Origin of the sequence: Bacteroides ihuae (assembly GCF_900104585.1) — a bacterium.
GTDB lineage: Bacteria > Bacteroidota > Bacteroidia > Bacteroidales > Bacteroidaceae > Bacteroides > Bacteroides ihuae.
The window spans coordinates 798,769-824,689 of sequence record NZ_FNVX01000005.1; the positions used below are offsets into that span (position 1 = coordinate 798,769).

The 25,921-nt window shown below is 38.5% G+C and carries 16 protein-coding genes and 2 pseudogenes; 9 read left to right on the plus strand and 9 right to left on the minus strand.

Annotation, left to right across the window (positions count from 1 at the left end; translation table 11 throughout):
- Window positions 1–150: 150 nt before the first annotated feature.
- The 4 genes from BQ5338_RS08725 to gltB all read right to left on the minus strand — a co-directional run bounded on the left by BQ5338_RS08725 (window position 151) and on the right by gltB (window position 8,685).
- Window positions 151–915: a glycerophosphodiester phosphodiesterase family protein gene (locus tag BQ5338_RS08725; protein ID WP_071146419.1), complete on the minus strand. Its 765-nt coding sequence runs from the start codon at window positions 913–915 to the stop codon at window positions 151–153.
- A gap of 129 nt (window positions 916–1,044) precedes the next feature.
- The gene (gene asnB, locus BQ5338_RS08730; RefSeq protein WP_071146420.1) at window positions 1,045–2,709 is read right to left on the minus strand and encodes an asparagine synthase B; all 1,665 of its coding nucleotides are present in this window, start codon (window positions 2,707–2,709) and stop codon (window positions 1,045–1,047) included.
- Between the two features lie 51 nt (window positions 2,710–2,760).
- Window positions 2,761–4,101, minus strand: a complete 1,341-nt coding sequence (locus BQ5338_RS08735; protein WP_071146421.1) for a glutamate synthase subunit beta — start codon at window positions 4,099–4,101, stop codon at window positions 2,761–2,763.
- Between the two features lie 39 nt (window positions 4,102–4,140).
- Window positions 4,141–8,685 (minus strand): glutamate synthase large subunit, encoded by a 4,545-nt coding sequence (gene gltB, locus BQ5338_RS08740; RefSeq protein ID WP_071146422.1) that lies wholly within the window; start codon window positions 8,683–8,685, stop codon window positions 4,141–4,143.
- Window positions 8,686–9,048: 363 nt separating this feature from the next.
- On the opposite strand from gltB, the gene glmS reads away from it, so the two are divergent.
- Genes glmS through carB form a run of 4 tightly spaced genes read left to right on the plus strand, consistent with a single transcriptional unit; the run spans window position 9,049 to window position 17,161 of the window.
- The gene (glmS, locus tag BQ5338_RS08745; RefSeq protein ID WP_071146423.1) at window positions 9,049–10,893 is read left to right on the plus strand and encodes a glutamine--fructose-6-phosphate transaminase (isomerizing); all 1,845 of its coding nucleotides are present in this window, start codon (window positions 9,049–9,051) and stop codon (window positions 10,891–10,893) included.
- Between the two features lie 24 nt (window positions 10,894–10,917).
- A complete protein-coding gene (locus BQ5338_RS08750) occupies window positions 10,918–12,801 on the plus strand; it encodes an amidophosphoribosyltransferase (protein WP_071146424.1) in 1,884 nt (627 codons plus the stop codon).
- A gap of 34 nt (window positions 12,802–12,835) precedes the next feature.
- Window positions 12,836–13,921 carry a glutamine-hydrolyzing carbamoyl-phosphate synthase small subunit gene (gene carA / locus BQ5338_RS08755; RefSeq protein ID WP_071146425.1) on the plus strand — a complete coding sequence of 362 codons (1,086 nt, stop codon included), beginning with the start codon at window positions 12,836–12,838 and terminating at the stop codon, window positions 13,919–13,921.
- Between the two features lie 9 nt (window positions 13,922–13,930).
- Window positions 13,931–17,161, plus strand: coding sequence for a carbamoyl-phosphate synthase (glutamine-hydrolyzing) large subunit (carB, locus tag BQ5338_RS08760; protein ID WP_071146860.1), 3,231 nt, complete (start codon window positions 13,931–13,933; stop codon window positions 17,159–17,161).
- Between the two features lie 165 nt (window positions 17,162–17,326).
- On the opposite strand, the gene BQ5338_RS08765 is transcribed toward carB, so the two are convergent.
- From BQ5338_RS08765 to BQ5338_RS08775, 4 genes and pseudogenes are all read right to left on the minus strand, one after another.
- Window positions 17,327–17,989: a Crp/Fnr family transcriptional regulator gene (locus tag BQ5338_RS08765; RefSeq protein ID WP_071146426.1), complete on the minus strand. Its 663-nt coding sequence runs from the start codon at window positions 17,987–17,989 to the stop codon at window positions 17,327–17,329.
- A gap of 14 nt (window positions 17,990–18,003) precedes the next feature.
- A pseudogene (locus BQ5338_RS16505) lies at window positions 18,004–18,333 on the minus strand (ATP-binding protein); the annotation flags it as partial.
- Between the two features lie 71 nt (window positions 18,334–18,404).
- Window positions 18,405–19,010, minus strand: coding sequence for a hypothetical protein (locus BQ5338_RS08770; RefSeq protein WP_235816419.1), 606 nt, complete (start codon window positions 19,008–19,010; stop codon window positions 18,405–18,407).
- Between the two features lie 19 nt (window positions 19,011–19,029).
- Window positions 19,030–19,836, minus strand: a complete 807-nt coding sequence (locus tag BQ5338_RS08775) for a metallophosphoesterase family protein (protein ID WP_071146428.1) — start codon at window positions 19,834–19,836, stop codon at window positions 19,030–19,032.
- A 283-nt stretch (window positions 19,837–20,119) separates the two neighbouring features.
- Here BQ5338_RS08775 and BQ5338_RS08780 point away from each other — a divergent pair.
- Window positions 20,120–20,314, plus strand: a pseudogene (locus BQ5338_RS08780) (ABC transporter ATP-binding protein); the annotation flags it as partial.
- Here the strand turns inward: BQ5338_RS08780 and BQ5338_RS08785 are convergent.
- The gene (locus BQ5338_RS08785) at window positions 20,276–21,637 is read right to left on the minus strand and encodes an MATE family efflux transporter (RefSeq protein ID WP_071146430.1); all 1,362 of its coding nucleotides are present in this window, start codon (window positions 21,635–21,637) and stop codon (window positions 20,276–20,278) included. The pseudogene BQ5338_RS08780 and the gene BQ5338_RS08785 sit on opposite strands and share 39 nt — an antisense overlap.
- 128 nt (window positions 21,638–21,765) lie before the next feature.
- Here BQ5338_RS08785 and BQ5338_RS08790 point away from each other — a divergent pair, with 128 nt between their 5' ends.
- From BQ5338_RS08790 to BQ5338_RS08805, 4 genes are all read left to right on the plus strand, one after another.
- Window positions 21,766–22,416, plus strand: coding sequence for an HAD family hydrolase (locus BQ5338_RS08790; RefSeq protein ID WP_071146431.1), 651 nt, complete (start codon window positions 21,766–21,768; stop codon window positions 22,414–22,416).
- Window positions 22,417–22,531: 115 nt separating this feature from the next.
- The gene (locus tag BQ5338_RS08795) at window positions 22,532–23,818 is read left to right on the plus strand and encodes an NAD(P)/FAD-dependent oxidoreductase (RefSeq protein WP_235816397.1); all 1,287 of its coding nucleotides are present in this window, start codon (window positions 22,532–22,534) and stop codon (window positions 23,816–23,818) included.
- 106 nt (window positions 23,819–23,924) lie between these two features.
- On the plus strand, window positions 23,925–24,746 hold the full coding sequence (panB, locus tag BQ5338_RS08800) for a 3-methyl-2-oxobutanoate hydroxymethyltransferase (RefSeq protein WP_071146432.1): 822 nt from the start codon (window positions 23,925–23,927) through the stop codon (window positions 24,744–24,746).
- Entirely contained in the window at window positions 24,727–25,911 is a 1,185-nt protein-coding gene (locus tag BQ5338_RS08805; RefSeq protein ID WP_071146433.1) for an MFS transporter, read from the plus strand. The genes panB and BQ5338_RS08805 overlap by 20 nt, the downstream gene beginning before the upstream one ends.
- Window positions 25,912–25,921 lie beyond the last annotated feature (10 nt).

Here is a 25,921-nt window from a genome sequence, read left to right on the forward strand (position 1 = left end):
TTTTTTTTAAATAGGGGCTATAAAAATATCATATTATTAAAAATTAGAGGCTAAATTTTCAATATTGTTATTTTTAGAGATGTTTTTGCATATTATTTCTTTAAATATAAATGTAATATCTGTTTTTTAAGTAGATATAAGAAGGTTTATTTACTTGTTTTTTAGTATTTCCTGCAATAATGCAGGCTCATTTGTTGTGATGTAGTCTACTTCATTGTTTATAAGCCACTGAAAGTCTTCGCTCTTGTTTACTGTCCAAACGTTTACTTTTAGTCCTAATTCATGGCATTTTGCTATCCAGTCTGGATTTTTTTTGAATACATTTAAATGATAATCTGCTCCAGTTGCCCCAATTTCTTTAAGCTGTTGCGGAGAAAGGCCTCCTTCTAGATAAAAAATGGGAGTGCCTTCTGGAGCCAAACGAATAAATTCTTTAATTGCATGTAGTGAAAAGCTGATATATTCCATTCTGTTTGTTAAGCCCATACCTCTTACCATTGAGATAATTTTTTGTATAGCTTCGGTCTCTCGCTCTGGGGTGCTATGTGCTTTTAATTCTAAAATAAAGCGAGTTTTAAGTTTTTTTCCTTTTTTGAGATATTGTTTTAAAGTAGGTAAGTTTTCCCCGTTTTTAAGTTTTAACTTTATCAGTTCAGAAGAAGGAGTCTTTTCCATGTTTTTTCCTTTATAGGAACCATCATGATTTACCACTAATTCATTATCTTCAGCAAGCCATACATCAAACTCACTGCCATAACAACCAATTGAATCGGCTTTTTCAAGAGAGGTGAGGCTGTTTTCTGCAGAGCCATCGGTTTTCCAGAATCCACGGTGGGCTATTGCCTGTGTTTGCGCCATTGCAGAATGAGTAGTAATGAATAACGATGTAATAATAATAAGTCTTTTAATTTTCATAGCTATAATTTTATTTATTTTTGTTAAGCAAAGATAGATAAAAAAAATACAGATGACACAGAATCTACAAATTTGTAACTAATTTGTAATTTCTATGCCATCTGTGCTACCGCTATGTAATGCTACTTATTAATATGCTTCAGTATGCACACCTTTTACAGCTCGGCCTGACGGCTCATTGACGTTTTTAAATGAAGCATCCCATGCTAAGGCTTCAGCTGTTGAGCATGCTACGCTTGGAACGCTTGGCACTGTATGTGCTGCACTTTGGCTTGGAAAATGTTCTTCAAAAATGCTTCTGTAGTAATATTCTTCTTTACTTCTAGGAGTATTGAAGGGGAATCGATTGCTTGCATGATCCATCTGCTCATCGCTTACAGCATTGGAAGTCACTTCCTTTAAAGTGTCAATCCAATTATAGCCTACTCCATCGCTAAACTGCTCTTTTTGTCTCCATGCTACACTAGCAGGAAGTACATCAGCAAATGCTTCGCGAACGATCTTTTTTTCAATTACTTTTCCAGGAGCCATTTTAGCTTCGGGATTAATTCTCATTGCTACATCCAGAAATTCTTTGTCCAAGAATGGCACACGTCCTTCAACTCCCCAAGCTGCTAAACTTTTATTTGCCCTGAGACAATCGTAAAGGTGCAACTTAGTTATCTTACGTACTGTTTCCTCATGAAAAGACTTTGCGTCAGGCGCTTTATGAAAATATAAATATCCTCCGAATATCTCATCAGCACCCTCTCCACTAAGTACCATTTTGATACCCATGGATTTAATAACACGAGCTAAAAGATACATTGGAGTTGACGCGCGCACAGTTGTTACATCATACGTTTCTATGAAATAGATGACGTCGCGAATGGCGTCAAGGCCTTCTTGAACCGTATAATTGATTTCATGGTGAACGGTGCCGATGTAATCTGCAACTTCACGAGCTTTAGATAAATCAGGAGCATCTTTTAACCCTATAGCAAAAGAATGCAATTGTGGCCACCACGCTTCACTTGCTCCGTCGGTTTCAACTCGTTTAGCAGCATACTTTTTTGCAATAGCAGAAATAACACTACTATCAAGTCCGCCACTTAGCAAAACGCCGTAAGGTACATCACTCATTAGTTGTCTCTGAACAGCATCCTCTAATGCATCATGCACATCACTTACTTTGGCTTCGTTATTTTTAACGGCATCGAATTCTGTCCAGTCTCGTGTATACCAAGGCTTCATAACACCTTCTTTGCTCCAGTAATAATGTCCCGGCAAAAATGGCTCGTATTCTTCACAAAAGCCTTCAAGAGCTTTTAATTCGCTAGCACAATAAACTTTTCCATCTGCGTCTTTACCTATATACAATGGTATGACTCCGATAGGATCGCGGGCTATAAGAAATGCATCTTTTTCTTCATCATATAGAGCAAATGCAAAAATGCCACTTAAATCTTCAAGGAAATCAATCCCTTTGTCTTTATATAAAGCTAATATGACTTCACAGTCTGATCCTGTTTGAAAATCATATTTATCTGCATATTTTGCACGAATATCACGATGATTATAAATTTCACCATTAACAGCAAGAATTTGCTTTTTATCTGGCGAATATAATGGTTGTCCACCACTTTGAGGATCAACTATTGATAAACGTTCATGAGCAAGTATTGCTGTAGGGCCTACATAGATTCCACTCCAATCGGGACCACGGTGGCGTATCTTTTGCGCCATTTTAAGAGCTTTTTGTCTTAGCTCTTTATTCTGTTCTTTTATATTAAATATACCTGCTATTCCACACATAGTTTTCTTAGTTTGGGGGTTATTGATTTATTTAGTTTTTTTTGCGTAATCTCATTTATTGAAAAATGCATCAACTTTACTAACCATAATCTTAGCATCAGCCATAGCTCGCACAACCAGGCTTGGTCCGCTTACAAAATCTCCGGCTAAGAAAACATTTTGAGGGAATTGAGGAATCTCCGGTTTTAGAAACCCCATAGCCAGTAGTACCAAATCAGCTTCAATGATTTCAGTTTTTCCGGTTGGTTTCATAGTAGAACGTCCTCCATTTGTTGATGGTATCCATTCAACTTCTTCTACTTCAACCCCTGCTACTTTTCCATTTTTTCCGATGAACTGGTTAGAAGTAAGGCTCCAACGACGAGTACATCCTTCTTCATGGCTAGTACTGGTCTTTAGTACTAGAGGCCATTGCGGCCAAGGTGTAGCATCATTATGTCCAACAGGAGGTTGAGGCATGATTTCTATTTGAGTAACGCTCTCTGCTCCCTGACGGATACTTGTTCCAATGCAATCAGAACCGGTATCTCCACCACCAATCACTAGCACTTTCTTACCTTTGGCATTGATTAATTTATCTTTTGAGAAAGTCGCTCCTTCTAAAATACGATTTTGCTGACTCAAAATATCAAGTGCAAAGTGAATTCCTTTTAATTCACGCCCCGGAATAGTTAGGTCTCTTGGCGTTTCTGCACCAATACAAAAACAGTATCCATCAAATCCTGCTGGCAGTTTCTGAGGGTCTATTTCAATACCCATTTCAAAGATAATACCTTCTTCCTTCAGAATTTTCATGCGGCGGTCAATAATATTCTTGTTCAATTTGAAGTTTGGAATACCATAGCGCAACAAACCTCCCGGGGCTTCTGCCTTGTCAAATATAGTCACTTGATACCCTTTGTGATTCAATCTGTTTGCAGCAGTTAAACCGGCAGGACCAGCACCAATAATCGCAATTTTCTTACCATTTCTTTTGGGAATTATTGCTTTAATATATCCCTCACGAAAAGCGACTTCTACAATAGCAGCTTCATTTTCGCGTATAGTAACAGGTTCGTCAGATGATAGTTTTAACACACAACTTTTTTCACAAGGAGCTGGGCATATTCTCCCAGTAAATTCAGGAAAATCGCATGTGGAAGAAAGTACATCATAGGCTTCTTTCCAATTTCCTCTATATAATGCATCTTGCCATTCTGGTTGCTTGTTAGCAACCGGACAAGCCCAATGACAGAATGGTATACCGCAGTCCATGCAGCGTGAAGCTTGTAATCTGCGATCATTTGTATTCAAAGTTTGTTCAACTTCACCAAAATCGGTTATTCGCTCGTGGATAGGCCGATAACCAGCCTCTTGTCTTTGTATCTTTAGAAAAGCTTTAGGATCTCCCATAATATATCTCCTTTCGAAATTCTTTTGTACTGGTTTGTTTTAATAATCTCTCTGCATATCAGCAATTTTCTGCTGTAATTTGCGCATTTGTTCTTCTTGCAATACTTTTTTATATTCTATTGGTACTATCTGAATAAACTGATCAACATAATGCCCCCAGTCGTCAAGCATTGTGCGGGCCAATTTTGAGCCGGTGTAAAGATAATGCTGGCGTATTAGTTCATGTAGTTCTTTTCTATAGCTAGCTTCCTCAATGAGAGAGAGCTCTACCATTTCCATATTACAGAAGAAATCAAAGTTTCCTTCTTTGTTCCAAACATAAGCGACACCGCCACTCATCCCTGCAGCAAAGTTCTTTCCTGTCTGTCCAAGGACTACTACGCGTCCACCTGTCATATATTCGCAGCAGTGGTCACCTACACCTTCAACAACAGCTATTGCACCAGAATTGCGTACGGCAAAACGTTCACCAACTCGTCCGTTTATATAAACTTCACCTGAAGTTGCACCATAAAGCAGCGTGTTGCCTGCAATTGTATTGTGTTCAGCTTCAAAGTTGCTTCTAACAGGAGGTAAGAGAGCAATACGTCCACCGCTTAGTCCTTTTCCCAAATAGTCATTGGCTTCACCTTCAAGCTTAAAGTTTACTCCTGATACGAGAAATGCACCGAAACTCTGCCCGGCAGATCCTTTAAATTTTATGCTTAAAGTATGCTCTGGAAGCCCTTTATCTCCATGCTTGATTGCAATAGCTCCAGATAACATAGCTCCAACAGCACGATCCGTGTTGGCTATGGTGTATTCTAGAGACATTTCCTTACCACGTTCTATTGCGGCACTAGCTGCATGGATGATTTCTACATCTTTCACCTTTGAAATGGCATGATCTTGATTTGTCATGTGGCGAAGTGAAGCTTTATTATCTATGCGTACTAATAATCTAGAAAAGTCGAGTAGGGAGTGTTTCTCGATACCATCTTCTGCTTTACGTTCTATAAGATCAGTACGGCCGATGATATCATCTAATTTCTCAAATCCCATCTCTGCAAGATGTTCGCGAACATTTTCTGCTAAGTAAGTGAAAAAGTTTACCAAATATTCACTTCGTCCTCGGAAACGTTTTCTGAGTTCCTCATTTTGAGTCGCAACACCGACTGGGCAGGTATTCATGTGACATTTACGCATCATGACACAACCTAGTACAATGAGTGCAGAAGTTGCAAATCCAAATTCCTCAGCTCCTAACATCGCCATCAATACAATGTCACGACCAGTCTTTAACTGACCATCTGTTTGTAGTTTAACTTGTCCCCGCAGCCCGTTTAAAACCAATGTCTGTTGAGTTTCGCTTAATCCCAATTCAGGAGAGATTCCGGCATAACGGATAGAAGAAGCAGGTGATGCACCCGTTCCTCCTTCAGCGCCAGAAATAACAATTAGGTCAGCTTTAGCTTTTGCTACTCCAGCAGCAATAGTACCCACACCCGTTTCTGCTACAAGTTTTACACTTACTACAGCTTTGGGGTTAACATTTTTAAGATCAAAAATGAGTTGAGCTAAATCTTCAATCGAATAAATGTCGTGATGTGGGGGAGGAGAAATTAAAGAAATTCCAGGAATACTATGTCTTGTTTTAGCAATGACCTGATCTACTTTGTATCCAGGTAGTTGTCCTCCTTCTCCCGGCTTTGCTCCTTGGGCTATCTTTATTTGAATTTCGTCTGCGTTAACAAGATATTCAGTAGTAACGCCAAAACGTCCTGAGGCTACTTGTTTAATAGCACTACGTAGGCTTGATCCGTCTTCACGTGGAATGAAGCGAGCAGCATCTTCTCCACCTTCACCGGTATTGCTTCGGCCATGTATCTTATTCATAGCAATAGCCATCGCTTCGTGAGCTTCTCTGCTAATAGAACCGTACGACATGGCTCCTGTAACGAAGCGTCTCATAATATTTTCTACTGGTTCTACTTTATCTATGCTGATTGGTTTACGCTTAAAGTCTAAGAAATCTCGCAAAAATGTGGAAGATTCCTTCCCATCGACCATGGCTGTGAACTCTTTGAACTTTTTATAACTCCCAAGGCGAGTGGCAAGTTGCAATGTACTTATAGTCTCCGGATTCCATGCGTGGTATTCTCCATCTTTTCTATAAGCATATATACCTTTATTAATAAGTTGATTATCTATGACTTCAGATCCAAATCCATCATTATGAAAGATTATTGCATCGTTGGCAATCTCTTCTAAGCGGATGCCACCAATACGAGAACCGATTCCTCCAAAATAAGTGCTGCTTAATTCTTCACTTAACCCTACAGCTTCAAAAATTTTAGCTCCACGATAAGATCTTATTGTGCTAATCCCCATTTTACTAATAATCTTCAATAATCCCTTGCAGATTGCTTTGATATAATTTTTCTCAGCAGTAGCATAGTCTAGTTGGATATTTTTATCACTTACTAGTTTATCAAGGATAGCAAAGGCCATATATGGGTTAATCGCGCTTGCTCCAAATCCTAAGAGAAGAGCTGCATGCATTACTTCACGGATTTCGCCTGATTCTACCACTAAGGCTGTTTGTACACGTTTCCCTACAGAGATGAGGTGATGGTGTACTGCACTTACAGCTAATAATGACGGAATGGCGGCATGAGAAGCATCTATGTCACGGTCTGTTAAAACGATATAATTCACACCTTCAGAAACTGAATCTTCTGCTAATTTGCAGAGTTCTGCTAAAGCTTCCTGCAATCCGGTTTTTCCTTTTGAAACCTCAAAAAGCATTGGCAATTTTACCGTCTTGAATCCTTTATAGCGAATATTGCAAAGAATATCAAGTTGTGTATTGCTTAATATAGGATGATTGACACATACCATCTTGCAGTGGCTCTCGCTAGGTGTCAGTATATTCATTCCAACCGCACCAATATATTCTGTGAGAGACATAACTAATTCTTCTCTTATTGGATCTATAGGAGGATTGGTAACTTGCGCAAATTGTTGACGGAAATAATTATATAGCAATTGTGGTTTCTCCGAAAGAATAGCTAGTGGCGTGTCATTTCCCATGGAGCTTGTAGGTTCCGCACCTGTAGTGCTCATAGGTGTGATGATTTTTTCAACATCTTCTTTCGAATAACCAAATGTGCGTAGCATTCGTTCGTAGTTTTCTACTTTATGAGATATTTTACGACCACTTTTCAATTCGTCAAGTTCGATTCTGTTATTATCGAGCCATGTACGATAAGATCTTGCTTGAGCTAGTTCTTTTTTTAGTTCACCGTCATAGTATATCTTTCCTTCTTCAGTGTCAATTAGCAATATTTTTCCTGGTTCAAGACGCCCTTTCTCTTTAATATCTCCGGGCTCAAAATCCATAACACCTACTTCAGAAGCTACAACCATCATGTCATTGTGTGTGATCAGGTAGCGAGCAGGTCGTAAGCCATTTCTGTCTAACATTCCACCTGCATATCTTCCATCACTGAACAGTAGCGCAGCAGGACCATCCCAAGGTTCCATTAAGATAGAATGATACTCATAGAAGGCTTTTAGATCATCGCTTATCGGATTTTTGTCATTAAAAGATTCAGGTACGAGCATAGCCATTGCATGTGGCAGACTCAAACCCGACATTACTAAGAATTCTAATACATTATCCAGAGAGGCACTGTCGCTCATACCTTGTTGAATAATCGGACGTATATTTTTTATATCACCCAATTTAGGGGAAGACAAGACACTTTCTCGAGCTTCCATCCAGGCACGGTTGCCACGAATTGTATTAATCTCACCGTTATGAGCTAGCAAACGAAATGGTTGTGCTAAACTCCATGTTGGGAATGTATTAGTACTAAAACGAGAATGTACCAACGCTAATCCGCTGGTGAAATAACTATTTGTTAAATCAGGAAAATAGGTTCTCAGTTGCAAAGAAGAAAGCATTCCTTTATAAATAATGCTTTTTGTAGAAAGAGAAACAATATAAAATTCCTTTTTTGTTGCAATTGTAGAGTCCTTTATTCTGTTTTCTATTTTTTTTCGGATGATATAGAGTTTGCACTCAGCCGTTTCTGTTTCTGCAAAGCCCGTGATAAATATTTGTTTAATATCTGGCTCGCTTTCGAGAGCGTCATGACCCAAAATTTCAGGATTAGTAGGCACATTTCTTAAGTGCATTAAAGTCAATCCTTCTTTCTCTATTTCTTCTATAATAATGCTAAGGATGTTTGCCTGATCTTTTTCGTTCTTAGGTAAAAACAATAATCCTGTTCCGTATTTACCTTTTTCAGGAACCGGAATACCTTGTAATAAAATAAATTCGTGAGGAATCTGTAGCATGATACCGGCGCCATCCCCAGTCTTGTTATCGGCCCCTTCGGCACCTCTGTGGCGCATATTTTCAAGCACTTTTAGTGCTGATTCAACGATGTCATGTGACTTACCTCCGTGAATGTTTACTAACATACCAACACCGCATGCATCATGCTCGTATCTAGCATCATATAAACCTAGTTGCTCAGGTTGTTGCTGGTAAGGTATTGCTTCTGTTTTGTTGTTAAAAAGTTCTTTTTCTTTCATTCCATTTAGCTTATTTGTATGATAATACCTATTGTTGTATCAAAATGTCCTGCAAATATACGAATCTAATTTCATAATGTTATCTTAAATCTTCTTTTGTGTTTTATTAATTGAGTTTTATTTTGATTTTACTTATAATTTATCGCAAATAGAGGCATAAAAATTATAAATTGAAATGTATTATCTTTATTTGTGTTTTAATTTGAATATTTTATTGCTATTAATTTGATATTGTATATAAATAAGCCCTTAAACAAAAAAGACGTTCTATTGCATGTTTATGTCAATTTTTTAATTGCTAATATAATCCTAATGTAATTCAGAATATGTATCTTTGCACTCGAAATAAAAACATAATTAAATATGTGTGGAATAGTAGGCTATATTGGTAAAAGAGATGCCTATCCCATCCTAATCAAAGGGTTGAAACGACTGGAGTATCGTGGATATGACAGTGCGGGGGTGGCATTAATCAGTAATAACCAAGAGTTAAACGTGTATAAGACGAAAGGCAGGGTGTCTGACCTCGAAAATTTTGTTATCCAAAAAGATCTTTCCGGTAATATAGGTATTGCCCATACACGCTGGGCTACTCATGGAGAACCTTGTTCCCTAAATGCTCATCCTCATCTTTCTTCTTCAGAAAATCTAGCTCTTATTCACAACGGCATTATTGAAAATTACGCCGTTCTCAAAGAAAAGCTCCAATCCAAAGGTTATATATTTAAGAGTAGTACTGATACCGAAGTACTTGTTCAACTCATTGAATATATAAAGATATCCAATAATCTTGATTTACTTACGGCTGTTCAACTTGCACTGGGTGAGGTTATAGGGGCATATGCGATTGCTGTATTGGAAAAAAATCATCCAGATGAGATTATTGCAGCCCGCAAAAGTAGCCCACTGGTTATAGGAATCGGTCAAGATGAATTTTTCTTAGCTTCTGATGCTACTCCTATTGTAGAATATACTGATAAAGTTGTATATTTGGAAGATGAAGAGATAGCATTGATCCGACGAGATAAGGATTTGAAAGTCGTGAATCTTAATAATGTTGAGATGACTCCTGAAATTAAGAGTGTGAAACTTAATTTAGGGCAATTGGAGAAAGGGGGATATCCTCACTTCATGTTGAAAGAGATTACAGAACAGCCGGACTGTATTCATGATTGTATGCGAGGGCGTATCAATGTTGAAGGATCCAGTGTTGTGCTTTCGGCTGTTATTGATCATAAAGAAAGACTATTAAATGCGAAACGCTTTATAATAGTAGCTTGTGGAACTTCATGGCATGCTGGATTAATAGGTAAGCACCTTATAGAAAGCTTTTGTCGTATTCCTGTAGAAGTAGAATATGCCTCTGAATTTAGATATCGTGACCCGGTAATTGATCCCAGTGATGTTGTCATTGCCATTTCTCAGTCGGGTGAAACAGCTGATACGTTGGCTGCTATTGAACTGGCCAAAAAGAGAGGTGCTTTTATCTACGGTATATGTAATGCAATTGGTTCTTCTATTCCTCGTGCTACTCATACAGGTTCCTATATACATGTTGGTCCTGAAATAGGTGTAGCTTCTACAAAGGCTTTCACCGGGCAAGTTACGGTACTTACTATGTTAGCATTAACACTTGCAAGAGAGAAACATACTATTAGTGAAGAAGAATTTCTTCGGATAGTGAAAGAATTAAATAAAGTACCTGATAAGATGAAAGAGGTACTTAAACTGAATGATAAGATTGCTGAATTATCGAAGATATTCACGTATGCTCATAACTTCATTTATCTAGGTCGTGGATATAGTTATCCTGTGGCACTTGAAGGAGCTTTGAAATTGAAAGAAATATCTTATATACATGCTGAAGGCTATCCGGCGGCAGAGATGAAGCATGGTCCAATTGCACTAGTTGATGCTGAAATGCCTGTGGTAGTGATTGCTACTCAGAATGGCTTATATGAAAAGGTACTTAGCAATATTCAGGAGATTAAGGCTCGTAAAGGAAAAGTTATTGCTTTAGTTACGCAGGGAGATACATTTATGAGTAAAATAGCTGATTATTGCATTGAGTTACCGGAAACGATAGAATGTCTTGATCCATTGATCGCTACTGTACCACTTCAATTATTAGCTTATCATATCGCTGTATGTAAGGGTATGGATGTTGATCAACCCAGAAATTTAGCAAAATCTGTAACTGTAGAATAAATTGTTTAATAGCAAACATAAAAGATGGAACAATTGAAACATGAATGTGGTGTTGCCATGATTCGCTTACTTAAACCTCTGGAATATTATCAGAAGAAGTACGGAACTTGGATGTATGGTTTGAACAAACTCTATTTATTGATGGAGAAACAGCATAATCGTGGGCAAGAAGGAGCTGGTTTGGCTTGTGTAAAATTAGAAGCTAGTCCAGGAGAAGAATATATGTTTCGTGAGCGAGCTTTGGGTTCGGGAGCCATTACTGAGATATTTGGGAACGTCCAGAATTATTTTAAAGATGTCTCTCCAGACAAATTATCTGATGCTGATTATGCCAAACGTTGTCTTCCTTTTGCCGGAGAAGTTTATATGGGCCACCTAAGATACAGCACTACGGGTAAATCAGGTATTACATACGTTCACCCTTTTCTTCGTCGTAATAATTGGAGAGCAAAAAATTTAGCTCTGTGCGGTAACTTCAATATGACCAATGTAGATGAGATATTTTCAAAGATTACTGCAATTGGTCAACACCCTCGTAAGTATGCAGATACTTATATTATGCTTGAGCAGATGGGGCATCGTTTGGATAGGGAAGTTGAACGTTTGTATCGTGAATGTGAAGATGAGGGATTAACAGGGATGAATATAACGCATGAGATAGAAGAACGCATTGATCTTTCAAATGTTCTCAAGACTACTACTAAAGATTGGGATGGAGGATATGTTGTCTGTGGTGTTACAGGTAGCGGTGAATCTTTTGCTGTGCGAGATCCTTGGGGTATTCGTCCAGCTTATTGGTATATAGATGATGAAGTAGCTGTTCTGGCTTCTGAACGTCCGGTTATCCAGACTGCTTTTAACGTATCGGCTGATTCTATAAAAGAACTACAACCAGGTGAAGCTATCTTTTTAAATAAAGCCGGAGGGATGCGTCTTTCTCAGATCAATAAACCTAAAGAGGTAAAGGCATGCTCTTTTGAACGTATATATTTCTCTCGTGGAAGTGATGTAGAGATATATAAAGAGAGGAAGATGTTGGGCGAAAAATTGGTTGAACCTATTTTGAAGGCAATCAATTACGACGTAGAACATACCGTTTTTTCTTTTATTCCTAATACCGCAGAAGTAGCGTTTTACGGTATGCTCGAAGGTTTTGATAACTACCTGAATGAGCTAAAAGTGAAGCATATTGAAGCTTTAGGACACAATCCTACGCATGATGAACTGGAAAAAATACTTTCTATGCGTATCCGCAGTGAGAAAGTGGCAATCAAAGACATAAAGCTTCGTACCTTTATTGCTGAAGATAATAGTCGTAATGATTTGGCTGCTCATGTTTACGATATCACATACGGAAGCCTGAAGCCCCATGAAGATAATTTAGTGATAATAGATGATAGTATTGTGCGTGGAACCACTCTAAAACAAAGTATCATAGGCATATTGGATCGCTTGAATCCAAAGAAAATAGTAATAGTATCCTCTTCTCCTCAAGTTCGTTATCCTGATTATTACGGAATCGATATGGCTCGTATGAATGAATTTATAGCCTTCAAAGCTGCTATAGAATTATTGAAGGAGAGAGATATGAAAGACGTGATTGAACGCGCATATAATAAGGCAAAAGAACAAGTTGATCTTCCTAAAGATCAGATGGTGAACCATGTAAAGGATATATATGCACCTTTTGCAGATGAAGAGATCTCTGCCAAAATGGTAGAATTACTTACTCCTAAAGGTACCAAGGCTAAGGTTGAGATTGTTTACCAACATTTAGAAGGACTGCATGAGGCATGTCCCAAGAATAAAGGAGATTGGTACTTTAGTGGAGATTATCCTACACCTGGAGGTGTGAAATTAGTGAATCAAGCATTCATTAATTATATAGAACAAGTATATCAATTTTAAATTTTTTAGCTACTTAGTATATAGATAGACTGCAATGCAACAAAGAAATGTAACTTTAATCCTTGACGACGGGAGCCGTTTCCACGGTAAGTCGTTTGGCTATGAAAAGCCGGTGGCAGGTGAGGTGGTTTTCAATACTGCTATGACCGGTTATCCGGAAAGTTTAACTGATCCTTCTTATGCGGGACAGTTAATGACGCTTACTTATCCGTTAGTAGGTAACTATGGAGTTCCACCCTTAACACTGGAATCTAATGGTTTATCAACTTTCATGGAAAGTGAGAAAATTCATGCTGAAGCTATTATAGTAAGTGATTATTCTTACGAATATAGTCATTGGAATGCCAAGGAAAGCCTTGCTGAGTGGTTGAAGCGAGAACAAATTCCCGGAATTACGGGAATTGATACGCGGGAACTTACCAAAGTACTTCGCGAGCATGGAGTAATGATGGGCAAAATTATTTTTGATGATGCTGCTGACAATGTGCCAGAAGCTACTTATAGTGGCACAAATTATGTAGATAAAGTCTCTTGTAAAGAGGTAATTCGCTATAATGAGGGTAAGGGTAACAAGAAAGTAGTTCTTGTAGATTGCGGCGTGAAAGCAAATATTATTCGCTGCTTCCTTAAGCGCAATGTTGAGGTCATTCGTGTGCCTTGGGATTATGACTTCTCTAATCTTCAGTACGATGGCTTATTTATTAGTAATGGACCGGGTGATCCTGATACATGTGATGCAGCTGTGCAAAACATTCGTAAAGCAATGCAAAATCCTAAATTACCTATTTTTGGCATTTGTATGGGCAACCAGCTACTCTCTAAAGCGGGTGGAGCATCTGTTTACAAGCTGAAGTATGGTCATCGTAGTCATAATCAACCAGTGCGTATGGTCGGAACTAACCGTTGCTTCATAACTAGTCAAAACCATGGCTATGCTGTTGATAATAATACGTTGACTAATGACTGGGAACCGCTGTTCATTAATATGAACGATGGATCGAACGAAGGAATTAAGCATAAAACCAATCCTTGGTTTTCCGCTCAGTTTCACCCCGAAGCTGCAAGTGGGCCTAAAGATACAGAATTCTTGTTCGACGAATTTGTTAACCTGCTAAAATAACCGATAATGATGATGAAAGAAGATATAAAGAAAGTATTGTTGTTAGGTTCCGGAGCTTTGAAAATTGGTGAAGCCGGTGAATTTGATTACTCTGGTTCCCAAGCGCTCAAAGCTTTGAAAGAAGAAGGAATAGAGACAATCCTTATCAATCCGAATATTGCTACTGTGCAAACGAGTGAGGGAGTGGCCGATCAGATTTATTTCTTGCCTGTCACCCCTTATTTTGTGGAGAAAGTCATTCAGAAAGAGAAACCTCAAGGTATTCTGCTTGCTTTTGGTGGACAAACAGCACTCAATTGTGGCGTGGAATTATATAGAGCGGGAATTCTTGAAAAGTATAACCTTGAAGTACTTGGAACTCCGGTACAGGCTATTATCGATACTGAAGATCGTGAATTATTCATCAATAAATTGAATGAAATAGATGTTAAGACGATAAAAAGCGAAGCGGTAAAGAATGTGGTTGATGCTCGTCGTGCTGCTAAAGAACTTGGCTATCCGGTTATCATTCGTGCTGCATACGCACTTGGAGGATTAGGTTCAGGATTTTGTGATAATGAAGATGAACTTGATATCATTGCAGAAAAAGCTTTTTCTTTTTCCCCACAAGTTTTGGTGGAGAAGAGCTTGAAAGGTTGGAAAGAAGTGGAGTACGAAGTTGTGCGTGACCGTTTCGATAATTGTATCACTGTTTGTAACATGGAGAATTTTGATCCATTGGGCATTCATACAGGTGAATCTATCGTTATAGCCCCTTCGCAAACACTTACCAATGCTGAATATCATAAACTTCGTGAATTAGCCATTCGTATCATTCGCCATATAGGTATTGTAGGAGAGTGTAACGTGCAATATGCATTCGATCCTGAATCGGAAGATTATCGCGTTATCGAGGTGAATGCCCGTTTGAGTCGCTCTTCTGCTTTGGCTTCTAAAGCAACTGGTTATCCGCTTGCTTTTGTTGCTGCCAAGTTAGGATTAGGATATGGACTTTTTGAGTTGAAGAACTCCGTTACTAAAACAACTTCGGCTTTTTTTGAACCGGCTTTGGATTACGTTGTTTGTAAGATACCACGTTGGGACTTAGGCAAATTTCACGGAGTTGACCGCGAATTAGGTTCTTCGATGAAATCGGTTGGAGAAGTAATGGCTATTGGTCGTACTTTTGAAGAAGCCATACAGAAAGGACTTCGCATGATCGGCCAAGGTATGCATGGTTTTGTGGGCAATAAGGAATTGGTTATTTCTGATGTAGATAAAGCTCTGCGCGAGCCGACTGACAAACGTATTTTTGTTATCTCTAAGGCATTCCGTGCCGGATATACTGTTGATCAGATTCATGAACTAACTAAAATAGACAAATGGTTCCTTCAGAAACTGATGAATATCATCGTAACATCGGGTGAGTTGCACCAGTGGGGAAATAATAATAAGCAATTATCAATGCTTTCTGCAGAGTTACTGCTTAAAGCTAAACAACAAGGATTTTCTGATTTCCAGATTGCTCGCGCTACGGGTTTTGGTGAAGATATGGAAAAGGGTATACTACTTGTACGTAACTACCGCAAGAGCATTGGTATTGTGCCTGTTGTGAAACAAATTGATACGCTTGCTGCTGAATATCCTGCACAGACTAATTATTTGTACCTAACATATTGTGGTACAACTAATGATGTTAACTATCTGGGAGACCATAAATCTATCGTTGTGTTGGGTTCGGGAGCTTATCGAATTGGTTCATCTGTCGAATTTGATTGGTGTGGAGTGCAAGCGCTGAATACCATCCGCAAAGAAGGATTTCGTAGTGTGATGATCAATTATAATCCGGAAACGGTTTCTACTGATTATGACATGTGCGATCGTCTTTACTTTGACGAACTTACCTTTGAACGTGTTATGGATATCCTTGAATTGGAGAATCCGCATGGGGTTATTGTGTCTACCGGAGGGCAAATACCAAATAATCTTGCTATGCGATTGGATGAACAGAAAGTCCACATCTTGGGTACAACAGCCAAGAGCATTGACAATGCCGAAGATCGTGAAAAGTTCTCTGCTATGCTAGATCGTATTGGCGTTGATCAACCTCGTTGGAGAGAATTGACTTCACTTGAGGACATCAATGTGTTCGTTGAAGAAGTTGGATTCCCAGTGTTGGTGCGTCCATCATATGTACTTTCTGGTGCAGCGATGAATGTGTGTTCTAATGACGAAGAACTGGAACGCTTCCTCAAATTGGCTGCTAACGTTAGCAAAAAACATCCGGTAGTGGTGAGTCAATTCATAGAGCACGCCAAAGAGGTTGAAATGGATGCTGTAGCTAAAGACGGAGAAATTGTAGCTTATGCTATTAGTGAACATATCGAATTTGCAGGTGTGCATAGTGGCGATGCTACTATACAATTCCCTCCGCAAAAACTTTATGTTGAAACAGTGCGTCGCATCAAACGTATCAGTCGTGAAATTGCTAAAGAACTTCACATCTCTGGACCCTTCAACATTCAATTCCTTGCACGAGAGAATGACATCAAAGTAATAGAATGTAATTTGCGTGCATCACGTAGCTTCCCTTTCGTGAGTAAAGTATTGAAAATTAACTTCATCGAACTAGCTACTAAGGTAATGCTTGGTTTGCCAGTAGAGAAACCATCGAAAAATCTTTTCGAACTTGATTACGTTGGCATAAAAGCTTCACAGTTCTCATTCAATCGCTTACAAAAGGCTGACCCGGTATTAGGTGTTGACATGGCTTCTACAGGAGAAGTTGGCTGCATCGGTTCCGATACTTCGAGCGCAGTGTTGCAATCTATGCTGTCTGTAGGACATCGTATACCAAAGAAGAATATTCTTCTTTCAACGGGTACGCCTAAGCAGAAAGCCGATATGATAGATGCTGCTCGTCTATTGGCTGAGAAAGGGTATAAACTATTTGCTACCAGAGGTACGCACAACGCACTTCTGGAAAATAACATTGAAAGCACTCTTGTCTATTGGCCAAGCGAAAGTGGGCATCCGCAGGCATTGAATATGCTTCATAATAAGGAGATAGATATGGTGGTTAATGTTCCAAAGAATCTTACTGCAGGAGAATTGGACAACGGATATAAGATTCGTCGTGCTGCCATCGACTTGAATATTCCGCTTATTACCAATGCTCGTTTAGCAAGTGCCTTCATCTTGGCATTCTGCACTATGACTATTGATGATATTGCTATAAAGAGTTGGGAAGAATATAAATAACCCTTTCAGATATTTTTCAGAAAATGGGTGAGCTTACACAAGTTCACCCATTTTTTGTTTGTCTTTGGGATAATAAGAAAGTTTCAATAATAGAAAGGCTATTACATAAAAGTTTACTGCTACATGCATGACTCCTTCATTAAACGTATACGTTTAAAGAGGTGCTTACTTTATTAACAGCTTTAGCGCTTCCTTATTTAAAAGAGTAATTCGCTTTCTGTCAGTAAGTATGAGTCCATCGTTTTGCATGTGGCCCAACTCTCTTGCTAGCGAAGGCCGAGATATGCCAAAATAATCAGCTAGCTCCTGTTGCGAACGATCCATTAGAAAACTACTGCTTTGCTCTGAAAGACGGAGTAAATAGGAGGCCAGCTTTTGTCGTATAGTTTTAAACGATAAGAAGAATAATTTATCCGATAGTGTACGAGCATAATTGGCTGAGATATTCATGTAGTTCTCCAAAAAAGTTTCATTTCGGCGGAATAGTTTTAAGATGCTTTCTCGGGGAATGATGATTGTTTCTGTGGTTTCGTTGGCTGTAACCTCTACGGGGTAGCGATTGGCTGCACCAAAAAGGAAGAGTGGTGCTATAGCTCTAGGTGCAGCGATATCTTCTATCTTAATTAAACGACCGGAATAATCAATCATCTCTCCTCGCACACTTCCTTTTGTGAGAATTACGAGACGATTGCATACATCGCCTTGTTGAGCGAGTGTTTCTCCTTTATCAAATATTTTTATACGATAACTGAGCCCATCAAAGTCTCTGTGGAGATCAGCGATACTAATGTTATGGAAAAGTGGGTTAGACAACAATTTTTCCAGCATAATTTACAAGTGTTTCATTTAAACTTTAACAAGAAGACTGTCTCATTTGTTTGCAAAGATAATGCTTGGTTTACAGTGTTTGGAGTAAAAGGTGCTGTAGCTGTAGTGAGCAATGTCGTTTGAGTAATACTTCCACCAGACAGTCGCATAATTTGTCTGGAAAGGCTTAATCCGATCCCATTTCCATTTTGCTTTGTGGTAAAGAATAGAATAAAGATATGATCTGCTACTTTGGACGAAATAGGAGTGCCATTGTTCCGTAGCTCAATGTGCGCCTCTTCTACTTTGTTGCACCAAGAATGAATGGCTATTTTACCATTTTCTTGTTCACCAATAGCTTCTATGACTCAAAGATAAAAGTTCTATTACTTACCTCCTGGTTATTGTCTAAAAATTAGACAATGTTTTATCTTGTTTAAAATAACTGAAATTTTATTCCAAATGAAAGGCTGAGATAATCCTTCGGTCGAAGATAACTATTATTAAATGCGCTAGCAATGTAAATATCGGATGTACTGAGCTCATAGAAAAAAGTGATTGCTTTCGCTGTATACCGTTTGTGAGGAGCAATATTGTATGTTAGTCTTTGCCCCAAGAATATATGCGTACGTATTTTAGTGGAGAATCCGTAATAACCCTTCGGATATCGTTCGGGTTCTTTTACCCAAAAATCATCTCCGAATATAGTGTTGAAATAAAGTCCACATGCCAATGGTTCTGTGGAAAAGCCTTTTCCTAAATCGATACTCCATGGCATATAATTTTGTTTTAGAGTCATCGTAATCTTAGCTTTGTCCGACGAAAATTTTGGTAAAAAGCCCAAGAGTATGTCTGTTTCCCATTGATTTTTCTTTCCGTAATCCCATCCGGTGCCGACTGATAGTAGTCCCATGTTACCCGCAAATTGGATCTTGGTATGGGTGGGGATAAGATTCTCCCACCTTTTACGATAATGGTGTACTCTTCTATCATATCGGTTTTCTTGAGCACTTGCGTTGTAACAAAATAGTAATAACGCCATTCCTAATGTAAAACTATATTTAAAAATAAACCACTTCATATGTATATCCTTCAGGAGTAATTGTAAATACTAGATAATTTCGATGTGCCATGCTATCACTGCCATAATACATGATGCCATTGTTGAATAGGTCATCAGCAGTCAAACGATGATCATGTGCTACCGTACAAAACTGCAATCCAGGAAACTCTCTGGTATAACGATCAAAGATACGTGCCACGTTGTTGTTAAATTCATCGGCAAATGGACGTACATGCATTGAGAATACCGTTTTTTGAAATTCTTCTTTTCTGTTTGTTAGTTCGTTTTCGATAAAGTTAAAGTTTGGTATTGGGTTTGAGTAGTCATATTCAATGGCGTTGGTGTTTAAGCAGATGAATTTAACGTTTCCGGCAATAAAAGCAAAGTCTGTTGCCCCGAAAACTTTTGTATACACTTCTTCGCCGGTACCAAGAACATCGTGGTTGCCAATAAGAACAACATAAGGAACATTGAGCTTATTCATAATATCTCGTTGCCAGAGAAACTCATCTGTTATTCCAAAGTCACTTACGTCTCCCCCGTGAATTACGAAATCAATATCATTGCGTTTATTCACATGTTTTACAAAATCCTCTGTCTCGTCATACGAACGTTGAGAATCACCCATGGTCACAAAGCGTATGCTTGACTTGTCTTTGCAATTAGCTTCTATTTTAGCAATGTTCTTAGCATTTATGCCTGTTTCACCAGTAATGCGCACATCATATGGATGATAATCGATCAGTTCACAAGAGGATACTAGTAAAAAGGAACATAGGGAATAGAGAATATTTTTTTTCTTCATAATCTTTCGATAAAACTAAATACAAAGATAGAGTTTTCTATTTGACTAACCAAAGAGCTGTCTAAATGTTAGACGTTGTTGTCTATGATTTAGACACTATTAGTGCTTATGAAATCTACTAACATGTTGATAATAAGCTTTTTATTATTTTGGTACACTTTGTGTTTTTTAAAGAATAAACGCTTAATTTTGCATTTATATGAAACAACTTTACTACACATTCCGCCTGATTTGGGATATGACCCCCAAAGGGTGGCGCATGTATATCACTTTTTTGGAGTCTAAAGTTATTTTGGCTGATGAGTCTACGGGAAATCTGGATTCAAAAAATGGTGCTGAAGTAATGAGACTATTGACTGCATTGAATCAGCAAGGTATAACTATTGTGATGGTAACACACGCTCAGCATAATGCTGCTTTTGCACATCGAGCTATTCATTTATTCGATGGTAGCATAGTGGCTAGCATTACGGCGTAAGTAGATTATCAAACAAGCAACTGCAGTAAAAAAGGCAAAGAAATCCGACATTGGCATGCTGGCCCACACTCCGCTTACCCCGTATTTTTTGGGGAGAAGCAGCAAGAATGGCAACAAATACACCAGTTGGCGAGAAAGTGAAAGGAAAATGCTAACTTTTACTTTGCCTATGCTTTGGAAGAAGTTAGAAATCACAATCTGACAACCCACAAATGGGAATAGCATAATCGTAATTCGTATTCCGGCTGCTGCCATATTTATTAATTCATTACTATTAGTAAACATGGCCGAAACGGCATGTGGAAATAGCTCGCAGATAAGAAAACCTGTACTGGTTATACTTACCCCACTAATAATACCTAAGCGTAAAGCCTGTTTGACGCGTTTCATCTTCTTTGCACCATAGTTATAACCGATAATAGGCTGTAATCCCATAGTTAGCCCCATGACAGTCATAACGAAGAGTGTCATCAAACGATTAATAATTCCATAAGCACCAATCGCCATGTCTCCTCCATACTTTTGTAGGCTTACATTGATAACGATTACTATAGTACATGTGCATAAATTCATGAGAAAAGGCGCCATGCCAATAGAGAATATATGACCCACTATGCGAATATTCATTTTCCAGAAATCATTTCTCAAATGCACATAACTTTTTTGACTAATGAAATGACTTAATACCCATACCATACCAATGGATTGAGATAACACTGTAGCTATAGCTGCTCCACGTATCCCCCAATGAAAATGAAAGATGAAAATCGGAGCAAGAATTATATTTGCTATCACGGTTACCATTGAGGTCATCATCGCTTTCTTTGGATATCCGGTTGCACGCATCACATTGTTGAGCCCGATCATGATATACGAGATCGGCGTTCCAAAGAGAATGACCTGCATGAAATCTCGCGCATATGGCAATGTTACTTCGCTAGCTCCGAAAAAAAGTAATATGTCATCCAGAAAGATTAAAGAAATTGTTCCGAAGAAAAGGGCATTCGTAATGCAAAGCATCAATGTATTTCCTAGTACAGATGTAGCTCCGTCGAGATTTTTTTCTCCTAAGCGTATGGATGAAATAGTAGCTCCTCCACCTGCGACAAGGGTACAAAAGGCCATCACAAGGTTCATGAATGGGAAAGTGATGGCAAGGCCGGAAATCGCCATAGGTCCAACGCCATGCCCAATGAAAATACTGTCGATAATGTTATAAATTGAAGTAAGCGTCATACCGATAATAGCTGGTATGGAATATTGTAGCAGTAGCTTTCCGATGCTCTTAGTCCCAAGTGTATGCGGATTGTTTTGTTGTGACATGCGTTTTCCTTTATTTTTTTAAAGAGAACAAAGGTACTAAATATTTGTCTCTTTCAACGATTATTAAGAACTTTGCATTTCGTTTAATGAATACGTTTAATGAATTTTAATATGAGGAGATAATTAATATGGATAAGATAAATACGATTGCTGCACTATTTGATTTTGATGGAGTTGTGATGGATACCGAGGGTCAATATACTGTTTTTTGGAATAAGCAAGGTCAGAAGTATCTTGGTATTGCTGATTTTGGTCAGTTGATCAAAGGGCAAACTTTAACTCAGATCTATGATAAACACTTTGCGGGTTTGGATGATATTCAGCAGCAAATTCGGAAGGATCTAAGTATATTTGAAGAAAACATGTCTTATGAATTCATACCAGGAGTTGAGACCTTTTTGGCTGATTTAGGACTTCATGAAGTAAAAACGGCTGTAGTAACAAGTTCTGACGGAAAGAAGATGGCCAATGTATATCGTGCACATCCCACTTTATGTGAAAAGTTTGACCGCATTATTACTGCAGATCTTTTTACTCATTCCAAACCTCATCCAGAGTGTTTCCTTTTGGGTATGGAGTTGTTGGGTGCATCGGCTGAAAATACTTTCGTTTTTGAAGATTCTTTTCATGGTTTGCAAGCTGGTATCTCTTCCGGAGCCACTGTAATTGGTCTAGCTACTACAAATTCTCGTGAAAAAATAGTAGGCAAAGCAGATTTCATCATTGATAATTTTATAGAGATGAACTTTGATAGATTGATTAGACTAAGAAAAAAGTGATTTTTTTCTGTTAATACATTCTATTGATAGACTTTATTGTACTATAAGTGTTAATTCAGTGAACAACAGATATTAGGGGGTGTTCTTTTTATATTATTAAAGTCAATTTTAAGATATGATGAATATTCAAATACCTGTTACAAAAAAGAAGCGAATAGTTATTATAGGTGGTGGTTTTGGCGGATTAGCACTGGCTGATAAAATACGTAGTGAAGAATTTCAAGTTGTGTTAATAGATAAACACAACTATCACCAATTTCAACCGCTTTTATATCAAGTTGCTTCTGCTGGCTTGGAACCTAGTTCAATTTCCTTTCCTTTCAGAAAGAATTTCAGGAAGAAAAAAGACTTTTACTTTCGCTTGGCAGAGGTTAAAGATCTTTTAATCGAAGAACATGTTGTGGTAACGAGTATAGGTAACTTGTCTTATGATTATTTGGTTGTTGCTGCCGGCACTACAACTAATTTCTTTGGGAATGAGACAATTCGCAAAGTTGCTTTGCCTATGAAAAGCGTAGAAGAAGCTTTGACCTTGCGCAATACTTTATTGTTACGTTTAGAAAGGGCACTTGATTGCTCTAATCCTGATACAAAACAATCATTACTTAATGTGGTTATTGTAGGAGGTGGAGCAACGGGGGTTGAAATAGCTGGTGCCATATCAGAAATGAAAAAATACATCATTCCGAAAGACTATCCTGATTTAAAAAAAGACGCGTTGACCATTTATCTTGTTGAAGGATCTACGAAATTATTGGCTTCAATGTCAGAAGAAGCATCAGGAAATGCTTTGAGGTATCTTACTGATATGGGAGTAATAATATACCTCCAAAAGCGTGTAGTCAATTATGAAGCTGGGCGTGTATTGTTAAATGATGGACAATCATTACCTGCTAGTACGCTTATTTGGGTCAGTGGGGTAGTAGCAGAACATTTCAATAATATCTCTCCTGAATTGATCGGGCATGGAGGTCGTTTGTTGGTTAATGAATTCAATCAACTGAAAGATCATCAAGATGTATTTGTAATAGGCGATATCTGCTTACAAAAGAACGAAGCTTCATATCCTAACGGCCATCCACAAGTTGCTCCAGTTGCTATTCAGCAAGGAGAACTATTGGCCGACAATCTGGAGAGAATGCTAAAAGGATCATCTTTAGTTCCTTTTGCTTATAAAGATAGAGGTGCATTGGCTACTGTGGGACGCAACAAGGCTGTGGCTGACCTCAAAAAACTAAGACTTCATGGCTTTATGGCTTGGGTAGTGTGGATGCTTGTACACTTGCGTTCCATTCTGGGGGTTAAGAATAAACTGATAGTACTAATTAATTGGATTTGGAATTATATTACTTATGATAAGTCCGTTCGATTTATTTTCAAGTCCAGCCCCAAAGGGTACTAATATAATTCTCAGTAATCAAATGACCAAAAAACATCGAAATATTTCCTAATTCCGTATGAATGCTATAACTTTGCCTGGAATTTACAAAATTTAATAGTATAAAATTATGGCTGGTTATATCTCTGATGATACACGGAAAGTGACAACTCATCGCCTTATCGAGATGAAAGAAAGAGGTGAAAAAATATCAATGCTTACCTCGTACGACTTTACGACTGCAAAGATTGTAGATGGTGCAGGTATTGATGTTATTTTGGTAGGTGATTCTGCATCCAACGTAATGGCAGGTAACGTAACAACTCTTCCTATCACTCTTGATCAGATGATTTATCATGGTAAGTCAGTGGTTCGTGCGGTAAATCGTGCAATGGTAGTGGTAGATATGCCTTTTGGCTCTTATCAAGGAAACTCAAAAGAGGGATTGGCTTCTGCTATTCGCATCATGAAGGAAAGCCATGCGGATGCTTTGAAACTGGAAGGTGGCGAAGAAATTCTCGAAACGGTTAATCGCATCCTTTGTGCAGGTATTCCTATCATGGGGCACTTGGGCCTAATGCCACAATCAATAAATAAATACGGAACTTATACTGTGCGCGCTAAGGACGAGATTGAAGCTGAAAAGCTGATACGTGATGCGCATCTTTTGGAAGAAGCTGGATGTTTTGGACTGGTATTGGAAAAGATTCCTGCTAATTTGGCAGAGCGAGTAGCTAGTGAACTAACCATTCCTGTGATAGGCATCGGCGCTGGGGGAAAAGTAGATGGACAGGTATTGGTGATTCAGGATATGCTGGGTATGAGCCAAGGATTTAGTCCTCGTTTCTTGCGTCGCTATGCCGATTTGCACACGACTATGACAAATGCTATTCAGCAATATGTAACTGATGTAAAGAGTTCCGATTTTCCCAATGAGAAAGAACAATACTAGTCCATTATTATCTTTAAACTACCTACAAGTTTGTTTAGGTAACTTTCTACTGTTTGTAGCTCGATATATGCTACTTCCTGTACTTCCTAGTGTGATGGCCAATCGCTTGGGAGTGTCTTTAGCTCTTACAGGTAGCCTCTTTATCTTTCTTACGGCAGGCATGTTTATCGTTGGCCCGTTCTACAGTTATATAGTGGATGCTTACAAGCGGAAGTACGTCTGTGTATTTTCTTTTGCTTTTATGTTATTAGCTACAATCGCTTGTACGTGGGTTACTACCACTACGGAATTTTTGCTCTTGTGTGTTTTACATGGCATGGCTTTCGGATTGGCAACGACTTCCGGTATTACACTAGCCATTGATTTAACCAACCCTAATTGCCGGAGTGTGAGCAATATTATCTTTGGATGGACTTCACGTTTAGGCATGATGTTCGGTATTGCTGTTGGTATATATTTGTTTATGCTCAAAGGGTTTGATACAGTTATTTATGTTTCAGCAGCTGTTGGTGGTTTGGGAATATTGCTATTTTGGATGCTTTACGTGCCTTTTCGCGCACCTATTGGTACGAACTTTTGTACTACAGATCGTTTTCTACTGTCCCGTGGTTGGGTGCCTATGCTAAACATGATTCTTATTGCATTTGTGCTTGGTGTGTTAATCCCTTTAGTACCTCATACCTTTCGTTGTGTAGAAGTAATGGGAATTATTATTCCGTTTTTTGCTGTAGTTGGATTGAGCTTCTTTTGCTCAGTATTGTTTGTGAAGCTATGGTTTAAAAAAGAGCATATGAGAGAATTAATAATTGTAGGGATTGTGCTTATTATAGTTGCCATTGGGTTATTGATTTTTCCTATAATTTACTTAGGACTGATTCCTGCTGCAGCACTATTAGGTGTTGGCTTAGGTCTGGCTACTCCCGAATTTCTACTCATGTTTGTGAAGCTGTCTCATCACTGTCAGCGAGGCACAGCAAATACTACCCATTTGCTAGCTTGGGAATCAGGAATTTCTTTGGGCGTGGCTGTTACTTGTTATCTTACAGTACATATTAGTGATTCTCCTGCTGTTCCTTATCGTATTGCTTTGGTCTCCGCATTGTTGGCACTAGCGTTCTTTATTTTTATTACATATCCTTATTTTATGAAGAGGAGAATGCGATAAATAATCGATG

Coding starts and splice junctions, on each gene's coding strand:
- BQ5338_RS08725 (WP_071146419.1), bottom strand. CDS start 915: ATGAAAATTAAAAGACTTATTATTATTACATCGTTATTCATTACTACT.
- asnB (WP_071146420.1), bottom strand. CDS start 2,709: ATGTGTGGAATAGCAGGTATATTTAATATAAAAGAACAGAATAAAGAG.
- BQ5338_RS08735 (WP_071146421.1), bottom strand. CDS start 4,101: ATGGGAGATCCTAAAGCTTTTCTAAAGATACAAAGACAAGAGGCTGGT.
- gltB (WP_071146422.1), bottom strand. CDS start 8,685: ATGAAAGAAAAAGAACTTTTTAACAACAAAACAGAAGCAATACCTTAC.
- glmS (WP_071146423.1), top strand. CDS start 9,049: ATGTGTGGAATAGTAGGCTATATTGGTAAAAGAGATGCCTATCCCATC.
- BQ5338_RS08750 (WP_071146424.1), top strand. CDS start 10,918: ATGGAACAATTGAAACATGAATGTGGTGTTGCCATGATTCGCTTACTT.
- carA (WP_071146425.1), top strand. CDS start 12,836: ATGCAACAAAGAAATGTAACTTTAATCCTTGACGACGGGAGCCGTTTC.
- carB (WP_071146860.1), top strand. CDS start 13,931: ATGATGAAAGAAGATATAAAGAAAGTATTGTTGTTAGGTTCCGGAGCT.
- BQ5338_RS08765 (WP_071146426.1), bottom strand. CDS start 17,989: ATGCTGGAAAAATTGTTGTCTAACCCACTTTTCCATAACATTAGTATC.
- BQ5338_RS08770 (WP_235816419.1), bottom strand. CDS start 19,010: ATGGCGTTATTACTATTTTGTTACAACGCAAGTGCTCAAGAAAACCGA.
- BQ5338_RS08775 (WP_071146428.1), bottom strand. CDS start 19,836: ATGAAGAAAAAAAATATTCTCTATTCCCTATGTTCCTTTTTACTAGTA.
- BQ5338_RS08785 (WP_071146430.1), bottom strand. CDS start 21,637: ATGTCACAACAAAACAATCCGCATACACTTGGGACTAAGAGCATCGGA.
- BQ5338_RS08790 (WP_071146431.1), top strand. CDS start 21,766: ATGGATAAGATAAATACGATTGCTGCACTATTTGATTTTGATGGAGTT.
- BQ5338_RS08795 (WP_235816397.1), top strand. CDS start 22,532: ATGATGAATATTCAAATACCTGTTACAAAAAAGAAGCGAATAGTTATT.
- panB (WP_071146432.1), top strand. CDS start 23,925: ATGGCTGGTTATATCTCTGATGATACACGGAAAGTGACAACTCATCGC.
- BQ5338_RS08805 (WP_071146433.1), top strand. CDS start 24,727: ATGAGAAAGAACAATACTAGTCCATTATTATCTTTAAACTACCTACAA.